This is a genomic window from Rhodopseudomonas sp. AAP120 (assembly GCF_001295845.1).
In the GTDB taxonomy this organism is placed as follows: Bacteria; Pseudomonadota; Alphaproteobacteria; order Rhizobiales; family Xanthobacteraceae; genus Rhodopseudomonas.
Genome location: NZ_LJIC01000095.1, coordinates 17,369 through 33,078, shown reverse-complemented (window position 1 = coordinate 33,078; position 15,710 = coordinate 17,369). Strand labels below are relative to the sequence as shown.

Annotated in this window: 15 protein-coding genes, 1 tRNA gene and 1 pseudogene; 11 read left to right on the top strand and 6 right to left on the bottom strand. The window is 65.8% G+C overall.

Annotation, left to right across the window (positions count from 1 at the left end; translation table 11 throughout):
* Window positions 1–197 (top strand): annotated as a pseudogene (locus tag IP86_RS15960) (phospholipase); the annotation flags it as partial.
* A 242-nt stretch (window positions 198–439) separates the two neighbouring features.
* Here IP86_RS15960 and IP86_RS15955 read toward each other — a convergent pair.
* From IP86_RS15955 to IP86_RS15945, 3 genes are all read right to left on the bottom strand, one after another.
* A complete protein-coding gene (locus tag IP86_RS15955; RefSeq protein ID WP_054163518.1) occupies window positions 440–1,162 on the bottom strand; it encodes an LrgB family protein in 723 nt (240 codons plus the stop codon).
* The gene (locus IP86_RS15950; protein ID WP_054163517.1) at window positions 1,159–1,542 is read right to left on the bottom strand and encodes a CidA/LrgA family protein; all 384 of its coding nucleotides are present in this window, start codon (window positions 1,540–1,542) and stop codon (window positions 1,159–1,161) included. Before IP86_RS15950 ends, IP86_RS15955 begins: the two co-directional genes overlap by 4 nt.
* Before the next feature lie 100 nt (window positions 1,543–1,642).
* Window positions 1,643–2,164, bottom strand: coding sequence for a hypothetical protein (locus tag IP86_RS15945; RefSeq protein ID WP_054163516.1), 522 nt, complete (start codon window positions 2,162–2,164; stop codon window positions 1,643–1,645).
* A 162-nt stretch (window positions 2,165–2,326) separates the two neighbouring features.
* On the opposite strand from IP86_RS15945, the gene IP86_RS15940 reads away from it, so the two are divergent.
* On the top strand, window positions 2,327–3,406 hold the full coding sequence (locus IP86_RS15940) for an AbrB family transcriptional regulator (RefSeq protein WP_054163515.1): 1,080 nt from the start codon (window positions 2,327–2,329) through the stop codon (window positions 3,404–3,406).
* Window positions 3,407–3,418: 12 nt separating this feature from the next.
* Here the strand turns inward: IP86_RS15940 and IP86_RS15935 are convergent, their stop codons facing one another.
* On the bottom strand, window positions 3,419–3,934 hold the full coding sequence (locus IP86_RS15935; RefSeq protein WP_054163522.1) for a disulfide bond formation protein B: 516 nt from the start codon (window positions 3,932–3,934) through the stop codon (window positions 3,419–3,421).
* 202 nt (window positions 3,935–4,136) lie between these two features.
* Here IP86_RS15935 and IP86_RS15930 point away from each other — a divergent pair.
* Window positions 4,137–4,221 (top strand) — tRNA-Leu (locus tag IP86_RS15930).
* A gap of 66 nt (window positions 4,222–4,287) precedes the next feature.
* Here IP86_RS15930 and IP86_RS15925 read toward each other — a convergent pair.
* On the bottom strand, window positions 4,288–4,797 hold the full coding sequence (locus IP86_RS15925; RefSeq protein ID WP_082364041.1) for a MarR family winged helix-turn-helix transcriptional regulator: 510 nt from the start codon (window positions 4,795–4,797) through the stop codon (window positions 4,288–4,290).
* Between the two features lie 499 nt (window positions 4,798–5,296).
* Here IP86_RS15925 and IP86_RS15920 point away from each other — a divergent pair, with 499 nt between their 5' ends.
* From IP86_RS15920 to IP86_RS15885, 8 genes are all read left to right on the top strand, one after another.
* Window positions 5,297–6,814 (top strand): porin, encoded by a 1,518-nt coding sequence (locus IP86_RS15920; RefSeq protein ID WP_054163514.1) that lies wholly within the window; start codon window positions 5,297–5,299, stop codon window positions 6,812–6,814.
* A gap of 760 nt (window positions 6,815–7,574) precedes the next feature.
* Window positions 7,575–9,137, top strand: a complete 1,563-nt coding sequence (scpC, locus tag IP86_RS15915; RefSeq protein ID WP_054163513.1) for a succinyl-CoA:acetate CoA-transferase ScpC — start codon at window positions 7,575–7,577, stop codon at window positions 9,135–9,137.
* A gap of 514 nt (window positions 9,138–9,651) precedes the next feature.
* Window positions 9,652–10,317 carry a flagellar hook assembly protein FlgD gene (locus IP86_RS15910; RefSeq protein ID WP_054163512.1) on the top strand — a complete coding sequence of 222 codons (666 nt, stop codon included), beginning with the start codon at window positions 9,652–9,654 and terminating at the stop codon, window positions 10,315–10,317.
* Between the two features lie 19 nt (window positions 10,318–10,336).
* On the top strand, window positions 10,337–11,602 hold the full coding sequence (gene flgE, locus IP86_RS15905) for a flagellar hook protein FlgE (RefSeq protein ID WP_054163511.1): 1,266 nt from the start codon (window positions 10,337–10,339) through the stop codon (window positions 11,600–11,602).
* Complete coding sequence (locus tag IP86_RS15900) at window positions 11,599–11,862, top strand: hypothetical protein (RefSeq protein ID WP_054163510.1); 264 nt, start codon at window positions 11,599–11,601, stop codon at window positions 11,860–11,862. Before flgE ends, IP86_RS15900 begins: the two co-directional genes overlap by 4 nt.
* A 27-nt stretch (window positions 11,863–11,889) precedes the next feature.
* A complete protein-coding gene (locus tag IP86_RS15895) occupies window positions 11,890–12,348 on the top strand; it encodes a hypothetical protein (protein WP_054163520.1) in 459 nt (152 codons plus the stop codon).
* Window positions 12,349–12,374: 26 nt separating this feature from the next.
* Window positions 12,375–14,141, top strand: coding sequence for a flagellar hook-associated protein FlgK (gene flgK, locus IP86_RS15890; RefSeq protein WP_054163509.1), 1,767 nt, complete (start codon window positions 12,375–12,377; stop codon window positions 14,139–14,141).
* 13 nt (window positions 14,142–14,154) lie between these two features.
* Complete coding sequence (locus IP86_RS15885) at window positions 14,155–15,063, top strand: flagellin (protein WP_054163508.1); 909 nt, start codon at window positions 14,155–14,157, stop codon at window positions 15,061–15,063.
* Window positions 15,064–15,102: 39 nt separating this feature from the next.
* Here the strand turns inward: IP86_RS15885 and IP86_RS15880 are convergent, their stop codons facing one another.
* Entirely contained in the window at window positions 15,103–15,660 is a 558-nt protein-coding gene (locus tag IP86_RS15880; protein ID WP_054163507.1) for an HNH endonuclease, read from the bottom strand.
* Window positions 15,661–15,710: the final 50 nt, after the last annotated feature.

The following is a 15,710-nucleotide window of genomic DNA, read 5'->3' as shown; positions in this document are numbered from 1 at the left end:
TGCGCGGCCTGCCGATTCAAATCGTGCACGGCCGCCACGACTGGATGTTCCCGGTCGAACTCGCACGCCAGGCCCATCACGCCCTGGTCGCCGCCGGCGCCGACGTCACCTACCGCGAGATCGACGACCTCAGCCACACTTATCCGCGCGAGATCAACGCGTCTCTGCTGGCGTGGATGGCGAAGAGGGAGCATTAGAGGGCGCTCGGCACAGTTGCACGTCCAAGCGCTCGATGCGCGAGCACTACGTTCGCCCCCGCCCCTGCGGTCATCGCCCGGCTTGTCCGGGCGACCCAGTATCCCAGAGAGCTCGTGTTGCTAACTGACGCTCTGGAATACTGGGCCCTCCGCTTTCGCGGAGGGTGACGGCTGCAAAGCGAGGGCGGCGCGTTGCCACAAAGCACGCCGACACCGGCCGAGTGCCGCGAGGCGCCAGCCAGTTACTTCACCAGCAACGTCACCAGGACCGGCACCAATAGCGCGGTGATCAGCGCGTTGAGGCTCATGGCGATGCCGGCGAAGACGCCGGCGATGGCGTCGACCTGGAAGGCGCGGGCGGTGCCGATGCCGTGCGAGGCGAGGCCGACCGCGAAGCCGCGGGCACGGAAATCACGGATGCCGATCGCGTTCATCAGCGGCGTCACCACGATCGCCCCCATGATGCCGGTGATGATCACCGCGACCGCGGTCAGCGACGGATCGGCGTGCAGCGATTCGCTGATGCCCATCGCGACGCCGGCGGTCACCGATTTCGGCGCCAGCGACAGCACGACGACGTCCGGCAGGCCGGCGAGTTGCGCCAGCACCACCACCGAGACGATCGCGGCGACACAGCCCACCAGCAGCGCCGCCGCCATCGGCAGAATCGCCGTCACCACCTGGTGGCGGTTCTCATAGAGCGGCACCGCCAGCGCCACGGTCGCCGGGCCGAGCAGGAAATGCACGAATTGCGCGCCGCCGAAATAGGTCGTGTAGGAGGTGCCGGTCACCCACAGAAACGCCCCGATGATCCAGGTCGCGTGCAGCACCGGATTGACCAGCGGGTTACGGCCGGAGGCCTGCGACACCGCATCGGTCGCCGCATAGACCAGCAGCGTCACGGTCAGCCACAGCAGCGGGGTCTGCGACAGATACACCCACAGCGAGAACGGATTGCTGCTCATCGCGAGCCCCACATCGACAGCAGCCGCGCGGTGATCAGAAAGGTCAGGACGGTCGCCAGCAGCGTGATCAGCACCGAGCCGGCCAGCACCAGCGCGATGGCGATGCCGTGGCTGGCGATCATGTCGAGCTGCTGGACGACGCCGACGCCGGCCGGCACGAACAGCAGCGACAGATGCGCCAGCATGCCCTTGGCGGCGTTCTCGATGCCGTCATTGCGCAACGGGCCGATCGCCAGCCAGCCGGCGCGATCCCGCGCCAGCAGCAGGAGCAGCAGAAACACCAGCCCGACGACCGGACCGGGCAGCGGCAACGAAAGCGCGCGCACCACCACCTCGGCGGCGAGCTGGCACAGCAGAATCAGGCCGATACTAGCGATCATCCAACACCCCGAATGCGCGTGAGGCATACGGATGAGCCGCTTCGGCCGGAGCTGTCAAATCATCGCCGCACCGGCGGCGGCGCGGCGCGCGACCGGGACCTCAGCCCTTCAACCGCTTGTTGCACTCGCTCCAATAGCCGCCGCCCTTCTGGATCCACTTCAGGCCGCCGGTGGTGTTGGCGGCCTTGTTGGCCTTCCATTGTTCGGCGCAGGTGTGCAGCCGGGCACGCGCCGCCGGCTCCTTGGCGAATTTCGCGTCGACCGCGGTCGGGAACGTGGCGGGCCCGGCCGGCGTCGCGGGCTCTGCGGCGGCGGCCTTCGGCTTCGCCGCCGGCTTGCTGTCTGCTGCCTTCGGCTCGGTGGGCTTGGCGTCCGTGGCTTTGGAGTCCGTGGCCTTGGGTTCGGACGCGGCCTTGCCGTCGGAGGTGGCGGCCGCATCGGCGCATTGCGCCTTGCGGAAATCGTTCCAGCCCTGCCCGTTCAGCGTGCCCGCGGTCTTGGCCGCCTGATACTTGGCGCTGCACTCCTGCGCGGTGAGCGCGTAGCCGGGCGCAGTGGAGCCCAGCATGATAAGGGCCCCGGCCATGCCGGCCGCGATCGTTGCGTATCCTTGAACTGTCATCGTCCCGTCTCCTGCGGTCGTGAAGCCGCCGCATCCTAGCGCTCGATTGTGCACTGACAATTGCGAACTGATTAGCTCGCGATGATTACCGCTTGCGCCATCGGCATGGCCGCGCGCGTGGTTCGCATTTGCCGGCGGTATTTGGATTTGCGATAAGGTCGCGTGTCGAAAAATCCTGCTCTCGCCGCCCCTGGCTGGCGGTCCAAAACCATCAACGTGCTCGAAACCATCGCGATCGGCACGGCCGGTGGCGGACTGTTTTATTGGACGCAGCTTCCGGGCGGCCTGATCACCGGCGCGATGGTGGCGGTCGCAGCCGCGGGCCTTGCCGGCCGCAAGATGGGCCTGCCGCCGCCGTTGTCCCACATCGTGCTGATGGCGCTCGGCGTCTCGCTCGGCTCGATGGTGTCGCCGGCGATGATCCACAATCTGTCGTCGTATCCGGTGACGATCGGGCTGCTGGCGGTGGCGACGTTCTGCGCCACCTTCGGCAGCAGCATCTATCTGCAACGCATCCACGGCTGGGACCGCACCTCGGCGCTGCTGGCGGGCAGTCCCGGCGCGCTGTCGCAGATCATCATGCTGGCGACCGAGCGCAAGGCCAATGTGCCGGGCATCGCGGTAGTGCAAATCATGCGGGTGATCATCCTGACCAGCGCGGTGCCGCTATTGCTGGCGGCGACCGGCATGATGGCGCACGGTCCGCTGCCGTCGCGCGGCCCGGAGGCGACGCCGCTGGTGCTGGTCGAACTCTGCGTGGTGGCGATCGGCGCCTCGCTGCTGCTGCGGCTGATCAACTTCCCGGCGAGCTGGATGTTCGGCGCGATGCTCGGCTCTTCGGTGCTGCACGGGTCGGGCCTCGTCGAGGGCACGCTGCCGCAATGGGCCTATCTGCCGGCGCTGGTCGGGATCGGCACGCTGATCGGCTCGCGGTTCGGCGCCATCAAGCTGCGCACCATCCTCAGCTATCTGGGCGCCGCGCTCGGCTCGTTCGCGGTCGCGATCGCGATTTCGGCGGTGTTCGTGGTCGGCATCATCCTGACCACGCCGGTGCGGCTGGCCGATCTGGTGGTGGCGTTCTCGCCGGGCGCAATGGACGCGATGATGGCGCTGGCGCTGACGCTGCACATCGATCCGGTGTTCGTCGGCGCGCATCATCTGTCGCGCTTCATCTACGTGTCGATCGTCACCCCGGGCATCGTGCACTGGTTCGGCCGGAGCCCGGACGATCTCGACGATTAGGCGGCGCCGGCCTCAGCGCCGGATCCGGACGATGCCCCAGCCGGCGAGCGCCGCCAGTGCCAGCGACACCAGCACATTGTAGCCGGCGAGCGACAGACCGAGGAAACGCCACTGCACCTCGTCGCAACGCACCACCTTCACCTTGTCGAGCTGGTCGAGCAGACTCCCGGCCTTGCTCAGATCCAGCACCGGCCCGCTGCAGTCGCTCGGCCCCGGCCAGAACTTCCACTCGACCCCGGCATGATAGGTCCCGAGGCCGGCATTGCCGAGCGCCAGCAGCGCCAGCACGGCGAGGCCGGCGAGCAGCAGCGACACCGGCGCCTCCCGCCAGGCGGCGACCGCCACCAGCGCTGCCAGCGGGATCGCCGCGTAATAGGCGTAGCGCTGCTCGAGGCAAAGCGGACAGGGCTGCAGGTCGAGCGCGAGCTGGAAATACCAGGCGCCGCCGAGCGCGGCCGCCGCGATCACCGCATAGGTCAGCGCGACATTCTGGGCGATGCGGGTACCCCGGACCAGCCGGGCGCCGATTTCATAATGGTCGACAGAGGGAGCCGTCACGGTGATCTCCAGGGCCGGCGGCGTGGTATCGCGGGGGCGGCCGGCTGTCGAGATCGCTGCCGATCAAACCGCGGTGTAGGCACCGCCGCGCCGGGCGCGTCGCCGGGTTGACCCCGACTCCCCGGCCGCTATAGTCCCGGCCGCTTCGCAGCCGGCTTGCCCGGCGGCGCGGGCCCCTGTGGCGGAACTGGTAGACGCGCTCGACTCAAAATCGAGTTCCGCAAGGAGTGCTGGTTCGATCCCGGCCAGGGGCACCATTCGGCAGGTTCGGTCCGCTGACCGCGTGGGTCTCGGAAGCCGACCCGGTTTCGGTCCCAGGCCGCTCAGAATCCGCCGGCCAGTCTGCGGCAGGTCTTTTCCAAGCGATCCTTGAACTCGTTCATCTGATCGTTGAGCTGGTCGAGCTCTTCGTCGCTCAGATCGGCGAACACCACATCGTTGACGGAGCATTCGTCCACGGTCATCGCGGCGATCTGCTTGGTGGCCTTGTCGGACAGCGACAGCTTCACCACCCGCGCGTCGGTTGGATCCGGCTGCCGCCGCACCAAGCCCCTCTTCTCCAATAATTTCGTCTGCGTCGTGATGAAAGACGGGTCGACGTGCAGCGCGCGCGCGACGTGCCGGACCGAAACGCCGTCGGCCTCGTCGAGGCCCTTGATGGTCATCATGATCGAGACCTGCGGTCCCGTGATGCCGAGGTCTTTAGCAAAGAACGTACGGATTTCGTCGAGGTAGATGTGGACGCTGGCAATCGTCGCGGTGAAGCGCCGGGCGGTTTCCGGCTGCACGGACGACCGCGGAGGCACAGGACTGAGCTTGGTCTTCTCCCGCATCCCGATTTCCAACGCCTCCCGACGTGCGAATGAGTGGTAATGTATTCTACACGGTTGAGTGAATTAGGTAATGGGCAAAACTGCGGCACCCGGCGCCTTGCAGTGCGGCAATTGCCGCCGGCCGGCATTTCCCTAACCTGGATCAATCTCCGCGCTAATTGTCAGGCCTGCGCACCCCGCGGTGCCGCGGCGCAGCATGATCGGCCGCGGGATCAGCAGCATTCGAGCACTTATTCCTGGAGGTGTGCGGACAGCCGCTACCTGATGGCCCGCTCGCGCGTGTTGCGTAAATACCACGGCAACTACAAATCAGGTATGTGATTTCATAAACGAAGTTGATCAGATGATAAAATCAATCATGATCTTTCCGTGACGGATGGGGCAAAAATCGAATCGTTCCGTCGCGAGCCGCGCCATAAGGCCGGCGACATCGAAGTACCAGGGCCGCGATCAGGCATCGACCTGCAGGCCTTTCCACTTTGTTGACCTGGAGGGTCGTATGAGAACAATCAAGTTTCTGGCCCTGAGTTCGGCCGCGGCTGTGATCGCCGTCGGCAGTGCTCAGGCGGCCGATCTCCCGTTGAAGGCCAAGGCGGTCGAATACGTGAAGGTCTGCTCGATCTACGGCGCCGGCTTCTACTACATCCCCGGCACCGACACCTGTATCAAGCTCGGCGGCTATACCCGCGCCGACGCCACTCTGTACGGTTCGAGCGCCTACAACGCGCCGGCCTGGGCCAGCAATGCCGGCCAGAAGAATCGCCTGGCCAACAACTTCATCTTCCGCTCGCGCCAGGATCTCAATATCGATACCCGCACGGCCACCGAATACGGCGTGGTCCGCACCTACTTCGATGCGACCTTCAACTGGACCTCGGGCGACGGCGTCGCCGGCGGTACGCTCGGCGTGTACTATGCCTTCGTCCAGTTCGCCGGCTTCACCTTCGGTAAGGCGGTGTCGCAGTTCGATACGCCGTGGACCGGCTATCCGGGCAACAACAGCTCGTTCCTGATCGGCGGCTACGACGACGTCACCGGCATCAACCAGATCGCCTACACGGCGGAGTTCGGCAACGGCGTGTCGGCCTCGGTCTCGTTGGAAGATCCGTCCCAGTATCTGCAGTCCGGCCTGTACAACACCAGCACCCCGGGCTTCGGTGCGTCCGCCGCGGCGACCGCGACGGCTCAGGCGAACTGGCCCGCGGGCGTCTACGGCACCAACTCCTATGCGGGCGTCGAAGTGCCCGACATCATCGGCAAGATCCGCGTCGACCAGGCCTGGGGCCTGTTCCAGGTTTCGGCCGCGGCGCATCAGCTGCGCGCCAGCTACTACACGCCGTCGCTCGAGACCTCCGGTCATCCGAGCGACACCTGGGGCTATGCCGTGCAGGCCGCGATCTCGCTCAAGAACCTGCCGACCGGCCCCGGCGACAGCATCAACTTCACGGCGACCTACTCGAACGGCGCCAGCCGTTACGTGCTCGGCGGCGTGAGCCCGAACTCGTTCGCCATCTATGGCAGCAGCGGCCTGGCCGGTGCGTATCAGAGCGTGGCGTTCGCCTCTTCGTCGGACGGCGTGTTCGCCGGCCTGAACAACGTGGTCGGCACTGGCATCGAGAAGACCACGGCGTGGGGCGTGCGCGGCGCGTTCAACCACAACTGGAACCCCTACTGGTCCAGCTCTCTGTTCGGCTCCTACACCGCGTTCGACTATAACGGCACCGCGACCGCTCTGATCTGCGGCGGTGGTGCGGCCACTGCCGGTGCGGTCGTCTACACCGCCGGCTCGACCTGCAACCCGGACTTCCGCATCGCTCAGATCGGTACCGTCACCCGCTGGACCCCGGTCAAGAACCTGACCCTGTCGGGCGAAGTGATGTACACCTACCTCGATCAGGCGAGCTCGGGCTCGGTCGTCCTGGCGGCGCCCGGCGCGACCAAGCCGGCCGGTCAGACCTACGAGTTGAAGGACCAGGGCGTCTGGAGCGGCAACCTCCGCGTTCAGCGCACCTTCTGATCCTCGGCTTCGGGACAGACGTCAAACCCCGGCGGGCAACCGCCGGGGTTTTTGCATGTTGGCGGTATGAAGATCGGGTGACGTCATTCGAGCTATCACGCTCGGAGGTCACAGCCGGGATGAAGGCGCGGGGAACGGCATGCGATGTGCGGACGGTCACGCAGACCGGCGTCGCGGAAGCCGCTTCGCGCCAAGACATGTTGCCGGGCGATCTTGCCAACAGGTGTCAGGTCCGAACGTCTCGTGAACAATACGTGAGTAAATCACCTATTGAACTCAACGGAAATAGTCATATACTTCAACTGCTCGGCAAGCTCTCGCCGCGCCTAAGCGAAGGAGATCGCTACGACTTCTTTCCTTATGTAATACCTCCAAGAAACCTCCGGCAATGCCCTGCCGGAGGTTTTCGAGTTTAGGAGGCATGCGCCCGCTTCAAGCGGCGTCGAGAGACTTCCTGGCTCTCCTCCGCGCTGAGTGAGGATCTGCATTGCGTCCAAAGCATGTTGGTTCGCCGGCCACTTTGCGCGATGCGAAGCGCCGTTGTGCGGCGCAGCGCGCGCCGAAGGCGCACGATAAATCAATGACCTAGCGGTGCTCCCGAGCCGCTTTGCCGCGCCGGCGCAGCGTAGCCGGCCCCGCCGCATCGCAGCATCGCGACACCTTCGCCCATGGTTGCATGGTTCTTTTCGGCGAAGCGATTAGACGAATCGCATCAATCACTTCAGCGCGCGGGGACCGCCCGCGATCAGAAAGAGCCGTGATGGTCCTCTCCAGCTCTCGCGTCCTTGCTCCCCACCTCCGTGCGAAGATCATGACGGCGGCCGACGCAGCAGCCCAGATTCCTTCTGGCGCGCATGTCGGCATGAGCGGCTTCACCGGAGCCGGCTACCCCAAGCTGCTGCCGCTGGCGCTGGCCGAGCGCATCAACGCCCATCACGCCCGCGGTCAGAAGTTCAAGGTCTCGGTGTGGACCGGCGCCTCGACGGCGCCCGAACTCGATGGAGCGCTCGCCAAGGTCGACGGCATCGAGATGCGGCTGCCATATCAGTCCGACCCGACCTGCCGCAAACGCATCAACGCCGGCCGGATGGAGTACATCGACATCCACCTCTCGCATGTCGCCCAGCATGTCTGGTTCGGCTTTCTCGGCAAACTCGACATCGCGATCGTCGAGGTCGCCGGTATCCGCGAGGACGGCAGCCTGATTCCGTCGTCGTCGATCGGCAACAACAAGACCTGGCTCGATCTCGCCGACAAGGTGATCCTCGAAGTGAATGCCTGGCAGGACATTCGCCTCGAAGGCATGCACGACGTGTATTACGGCACGCAGCTGCCGCCGCATCGCAAGCCGATCCCGATCCTCGCATCCGGCGATCGGATCGGTGAGCCCTATCTGCGCTGCGATCCATCCAAAATCGTGGCGATCGTCGAGACCAATCTGCCGGACCGCAACTCGGCGTTTTCGGCGCCCGACGAGAGTTCGCAGGCGATCGCCGGGCACATCCTCGAATTCCTCGGCCACGAGGTGAAGAAAGGCCGGCTGCCGCCGAACCTGCTGCCGCTGCAGTCCGGCGTCGGCAACGTCGCCAATGCGGTCATGGCCGGGCTCGAGGACGGACCGTTCGAGAACCTCACCGCCTACACCGAAGTGCTGCAGGACGGCATGCTGCAGCTGTTGCGCAAGGGCAAGCTGACCCACGCGTCGGCCACCGCGTTGTCGCTGTCACCGGAGGGTTACGACGAATTCCTGCGCAATCTCGATTTCTACCGCGAACGCATCGTGCTGCGGCCGCAGGAAATTTCCAACCACCCCGAGGTGATCCGCCGGCTCGGCGTGATCGCCATGAACGGGCTGATCGAGGCCGACATCTACGGCAACGTCAATTCGACCCACATCATAGGCACCAGCATCATGAACGGGATCGGCGGCTCCGGCGATTTCGCACGCAACAGCTATCTGTCGTTCTTCATGACGCCCTCGGCCGCCAAGGGCGGCAAGATCTCCTGCATCGTACCGATGGCGTCGCATGTCGACCACACCGAGCACGACGTTCAGGTGATCGTCACCGAACAGGGCCTGGCCGATCTGCGTGGACTTTCACCCAAGGCGCGGGCGAAGGTGATCATCGAGAACTGCGCGCATCCGACCTTCAAGCCGGCGCTGAAGGAATACTTCAAGCGCGCGCTGGAGTATTCACCCGGCCTGCACACCCCGCACATTCTCGACGAGGCGCTGACCTTCCTGCCCAACTGGATGGCCAACAAGGCCGCGCGCGAAGCCTGGCGCGAAGACGCGGTGGTGCAGGCGGATGTGTGGCGGTGAGACGCGCAAGCGTTTCGCCGACGTCATCCTGAGAGCCGCCTTCGCGGATCGAACCTCGTTCGAGCCGCGCCTTGCCGGCGCCGCTTGCCATCCCGTCTGCGTCCGACGGTAGCGCCCGAGCGGCCGCGCGGCTCGTCCGAATCGGTGTCGGACTTGAGTTGCATCCGATCGGACCGACGGCCCATCCACCTCGACGTGTGATGCCCGCACGCGGCGGCTTCGGCGCTGCTGAAGCCGGCTTCGCCGAGCCGGCGCTGCGTCGACACTTGCTGCGCCTGTCGCCGCGCCGACACCGGCCGGATCAAGCCGCGAGCGGCTGAACCGATCCTCGCAGCTACCCCCGGCTAGGCAATTTCTGCCGACTAATCAATTCATTAGCTCCTCAGAATCCGCGCCTGGATTCGATCGTCGCTGCGTTTGATCAGCAAGCGGCCCCACCGGCTCCGCTCCACGACCATCCGTTCTCACCACGCCCTCGCCGCGCACCGTGCGGCGAAGCCTGGAGGCTTGCGACATGACCAGCGTTGCCGCGACCACCGCGTCGGCCGCCACCACCACGACCAGCACGACGAGTGCGTCGTCTGCGACGTCTCTCAGCTCCAGCGATTTCCTCAATCTGCTGGTCAGTGAGTTGCAGAATCAGGACCCGCTCAACGCCACCAGCACCACCGATTTCATCAATCAGGTGACGTCCTACGCCAATTTCACCGAGCAGCAGCAGATCAATTCCAGCATGAGCTCGCTGGCCAGCTCGTTCTCGAGCCTGGTGACGCTGAACTCGGTCAACTACATCGGCCACACCGTCGAGGCCAAGACCGACACCGCGACGCTGTCGGGCGGCTCCGCGACGTTCGGCTACACGCTGTCGTCCGCCGCGTCGGACGTGGCGATCAGCATCAAGGACTCGTCCGGCAACACCGTGTGGAGCGGCACCGGGAGCGGCAATGCCGGCTCCAACAGTTTCACCTGGGACGGCAAGAACGCCAGCGGCACGCAGCTCTCCGACGGCGGTCAGTACAGCATCGCGGTGACCGCGACCGATTCCGCCGGCAACTCGGTCTACCAGTATTCGACCGTGACCGGCACCGTCACCGGCATCGATGCTTCGACCAGCACGCTGTCGCTGCTGGTCAACGGCGTTGCGGTCAGCGCCAGCAACGTCATCGGCGTCTCGTCGTGATCGCGGCCGGAGCAGTGTCATGAGCCTCAGCGGCGCACTCTCCTCGGCGATCTCGGCGCTCAACGCGCAGAGCCAGTCGCTGTCGATGATCTCCGACAACATCGCCAATTCGGACACCACCGGCTACAAGACGACGTCGGCGATGTTCGAGAATCTGGTGACGGCGTCGAGCAATTCGTCATCCTACGCGTCGGGCGGCGTCACCGTCTCGGGCCGCGCCAATATCAGCCAGCAGGGCCTGCTGGCGGCGACCAGCAACGCCACCGACGTCGCCATCCAGGGTAGCGGCTTCTTCGTCACTTCCGATTCGGCGTCGGGCGGCACCACCTACTACACGCGCAACGGCGCGTTCTCGATCGACAATTCCGGCTATCTCGTCAACAACGGCTACTACCTGGAAGGCTGGCGCACCGACGCCGACGGCGCTGTGGTCGGCGACGCGTCGTCGTCGAGCCTCGCCCCGATCAACACCCAGGTCGCCTCGACCAGCGGCAGCGCCACCACCAAGACCACCTTCGCGGCCAATCTGCCGGCCGACGCCGCCACCGGGGCGACCTATTCGAGCTCGATGACTGTGTACGACTCGCTCGGCACCGCGAACTCGGTCGCCGTGACCTGGACCAAGACCGCCGCCAATGCGTGGACCGCGAGCTTCGGCAATCCGACGCTGTCGTCCGACAGCAGCAAGACCACCGGCACCACCTCCGGCTCGGTGGCGATCACCTTCAACAGCGACGGCTCGCTCGCCTCGACCAGCCCGAGCCCGGCGAGCATCTCGCTGAGCGGCTGGACCGACGGCGCGTCGGACTCCACCGTCTCGCTCGACCTCGGCACCGTCGGTGGCACCAACGGCCTCACCCAATACGCCTCCGGCCTGACCACGCCGGCCATCAACGTCACCAGCATCTCGTCGGACGGCCTCGCCTACGGCAAGCTGTCGAGCGTCAAGGTCGGCAGCAACGGCGTCGTCAACGCTACTTACTCCAACGGCCAGACCATCGCGATCTACAAGATCGCGGTCGCGACCTTCAAGGATCCGAGCGGCCTCTCCGGCAACAGCTACGGCATGTATTCGGCAACGGCGGACTCCGGCAGCGCGTCGGTGCAGACCTCGGGTGCGAACGGCGCCGGCACCATCTACGGCTCCGAACTGGAATCCAGCACGACCGACACGTCGAGTCAGTTCAGCAGCATGATCTCGGCACAGCAGGCCTATTCGGCGGCCTCGCAGGTGATCACCACGGTGAACAAGATGTTCGACACCCTGATCTCGGCGATGCGATGACGCGCCGACCGGACCAGGACGAGCAGCTGCACACGCTGCTACCCAGCCTCGCGCGCCTGAAGCTGCGGGCGGCGCGGGCCGGCGGCGGCGCCGAGGCCGAACTGGTTGCGCTGATCGACGAGATCGAACGGATCCGACGCGAGTTGGCGCGCGGGCGCGAGCGGGTCGCCGTAGAGCTGGCGCGGGCGACCGAACGAACAACGGCGATCAGCGCCTACGCGCGCGGCGCCAACGCGGCCGGGCGATCCGGCCGGCACTGAACTCTGATGAAGACGGGAACGGCGACGATGAAACAGGCAGGCCATGGCAATCCCGCCCGGACGGGCATCAGCGACGAGCGCGCGCTGGCGATGATCCAGCTGATCGACGAACTGATCCTGGTGATCGACGACGAGAACGCCGAGCTCGCCACGGGGCTTCCGGCCTCGCGGCTCAAGCAGGTCGACGAGAAGGCGCGGCTCGCCGGGCTGTTCGAACGCTGGGTCGCCGACTGCACCGGCGGATCGAACGCCATCCACGTCCAGAACCTGCAACTCCGCGACCGCCTGGTCGACCGGATCCTGCAGTTGCGCGGGGCGATGGACGAGAATTTGGTGCGGCTGCGCGCGGCCATCGAGGCCAGCCATCGCCGGATCGACGCGGTGATGCAGGCGATCCGCGAGCAGCTCGCCAGCGCCTCGCCCTACGGTGCCGGCGGGGCGCGCGCCGTCCGTCCCACGTCGGTCGGGACCAGCATTCGCGCCTGACAGCACCGCAAGAGGAAGCCGCCGCCATGTCGCTCAACATCGCCCGAAGCATCGCCTTCAGCGGATTGTCGGCGACCCAGGTGCAAATCTCGGTGGCGTCGGCGAACATCGCCAATGCCGACACCACGGGCTACACCAAGAAGACCGCCAACCAGGCCAGCAGCGTCACGGCCGGCGTCGGCACCGGCGTCACCGTCACCGGCATCACCAGCACGGTGGACCGCCTGCTGCTCAAGTCGCTGATCGCCTCGAATTCCGACCTCGGCTCGGCCGATACGCTCAACAGCTATCTCGGCTCGCTGCAGCAGCTCTACGGCTCGACCAGCAGCTCCGGCAGCACCTCGACCGGCACCTCGCTGGCCAATACGCTCGCGTCGCTGGAATCGGCGCTGTCGTCGCTGGCGACGACGCCGTCCAGCAGCTCGCTGCAGTCGAACGCGGTGAGCGCGCTCGACGCGGTGGCGTCGCAACTTCGCGACACCTCTAGCGGCATCCAGAAGCTGCGCGGCAATGCCGATCAGGACATCGCCTCGGCGGTCGGCAGCGTCAACGACGATCTGACCCGGATCGCCGATATCAACACGGCGATCCGCCAGGCCACGGCCGCCGGCCAGTCCACCGCCGATCTCGAGGACGAGCGCAACACCGCGCTGCAGGACGTCTCCTCGCAGATGGACATCTCCTACTACACGGCGGCGAACGGCGATCTGCAGATCTCGACGACGTCCGGTCAGGCGCTGGTCGACAGCTCCGCGCACACGCTGAGCTACACGCCGGCCTCGAGCGTCGGCGCTACGACCTCCTACAACAGCGGCGGCTTCAGTGGCATCGTGGTCAACGGCGTCGACATCACCTCGCAGATCAGCTCCGGCAAGATCGGCGCGCTGGTGACGCTGCGCGACAGCACCCTGCCGGCGGTACAATCGCAGCTCGACACGCTGGCGACACAGCTCGCCGCCAGCCTCAACGCCGTCTCCAACGCGCAGACCTCGCTCCCGCCACCCTCCAGCCTGACCGGCTCGGCGTCCGTTGCCAGCACCGACGCGTTGTCGGCGACCGGCACGGTGCGGCTCGCGGTCACCGATTCCAGCGGCAAGCTGGTGTCGTCGGCCGATCTCGATCTGTCGTCCTATTCGACGGTCGGCGACCTCGTCGGCGCCATCAACGGCATCTCCGGACTATCGGCCTCGCTCAACGTCGACGGTCACCTGGTGATCAAGGCAACCGGTAGCGGCACCGGCGTCGCCGTCAACCAGATGACCAGCGCGATCGGCAGCAGCGGCGCAGGGTTCTCCAGCTATTTCGGCCTCAACGATCTCGTCACCGCGACCGGCGCCTCGGATTTCGCGGTACGCAGCGATATCGTGTCGGGGGCGCGTTCTTTGCCGCTGGCGACGCTGGATTCGTCCGCGACACTCAGCACCGGGTCCACCGTGGTGACCTCCAACGCAGCGACTGTGGTGGATTCGCTCTACCAGAAGCTGACCGGCGCGACGAATTTCGCCGCCGTCGGCGGCCTGTCCGCCACCACCGGCTCGTTCGCTGATTACGCCGCCGCGATCGTGTCGAACGTCGCCAGCCGGGCCTCGCAGGCGTCGAGCACCTACACCGCCAAGGAGGCGGCGCAATCCACTTATGCCAACTCGCTGTCGTCGCAGTCCGGCGTCAATCTCGACGAGGAGACTGCCAACATGAGCGAGTTGCAGAACAAGTACTCAGCGGCCTCGGAGCTGATCCAGATCATCAACACGATGTTCTCGGCGCTGCTCACCGCCGTTCAGTCGGCGGGCTGAGCGGAGCGGCGCCATGACCATGCGGGTCGCGACCTTCGCGCTGTCCGGCAAGATGATCGCCGACGCACTGCGGATCCAGGCCAAAACCGCCGATCTGCAACTCCAGGAATCCTCCGGCGTGAAGTCGGAGACGCTGGCCGGCTACGGCGCGGACGCGCAGCACGTCGTCAACCTGCAGGTCGGCCTGACCCGGGCGCAATCCTATATCGACGCCGCGACGCTAGCCGGCGGCAAGGTGCAGGCGATGTATTCGGCCGTGGGGTCGATGACCGACGTGATGACGCAGCTTCGCTCGCAACTCGGCGCCGCCTCGACCGGCAGCGCCACCGAGACCACCTCGGTGATCAGCTCGGCGCAGGACATGCTGAAGTCGATGGCCTCGCTGCTCAACACGCAATATGACGGTCAATACCTGTTCGCGGGTAGCAAGACCGACACCGCGCCGGTCGATCTGTCGAGCTATGCGTCCGGCTCCGGCTCGACCACCGTCGCAGACACCAGTTACTATGCGGGCGACGACCAGGTCGCCGCGGTCCGCGTCAGCACCGACCGCACGGTGTCATACGGCGTGACGGCGAACGATTCGGCATTCGAGCAGGCGATGCGCGCCCTGCGATTCGTCGCGAACAGCGGGTCGCTGTCATCGAGCGACATCTCCAACGCGCTCGACCTCGCCGGAACCGCACTCGATTCGATCGCCGCCGTGCAGGAGAAGCTGTCGAACAACGCCTCGGCGATCCAGGACGCCAGCACCCGGCAGAGCGACTACAAGAGCTTCACCGAGACGCTGGCGAGCGATCTGACGTCGGTCGACGTTGCCGCCGTGACGGCGCAGCTCTCGACCTACCAGTCGCAGCTCACGGCGTCCTATTCGGCGATCGGGAAAATCCTGAGCCTCAACCTGAGTAACTATCTGAAATAGCCGGCCGAGGCGGATGACGCCCGGCGCGGGACCTCGATGCTACGGGTCCAGCTCGGTGTCCCAGTACAAGTAGTCGAGCCAGCTTTCGTGCAGATAGTTCGGCGGGAACAGCCGGCCGTTGCGGTGCAGCTGATGCACCGTTGGGGCGAAGGCGGTCTGGCGCGGAAACATCTTGGCCTGGGCCGGTGTCAGATTGCCCTTGCGCAGATTGCACGGCGAGCACGCCGCCACGACGTTTTCCCAGGTGGTCTGGCCGCCCTTGGAGCGCGGGATGATGTGATCGAAGGTCAGATCGTCCGGTGCGCCGCAATATTGGCAGGAGAACTTGTCACGCAGGAACACGTTGAACCGGGTGAAGGCCGGGTGAGTCGACGGCTTCACGAAGGATTTCAGCGAAACGACGCTCGGCAGCCGGATGTCCAGATTGGGACTATGAACCGCCCGGTCGTAATGCTCGACGATGTTGACGCGATCGAGGAACACCGCCTTGATCGCGTCCTGCCACGACCAAAGCGATAGCGGATAATAGCTGAGCGGCCGGAAGTCCGCGTTCAACACCAACACCGGCCAACCGCCTTGCGAGACATGCGCGTTCAAGAAACGCTCCTGACTCCCGTCCGATCGACGCTGCGAAGCAGCATGTAAGG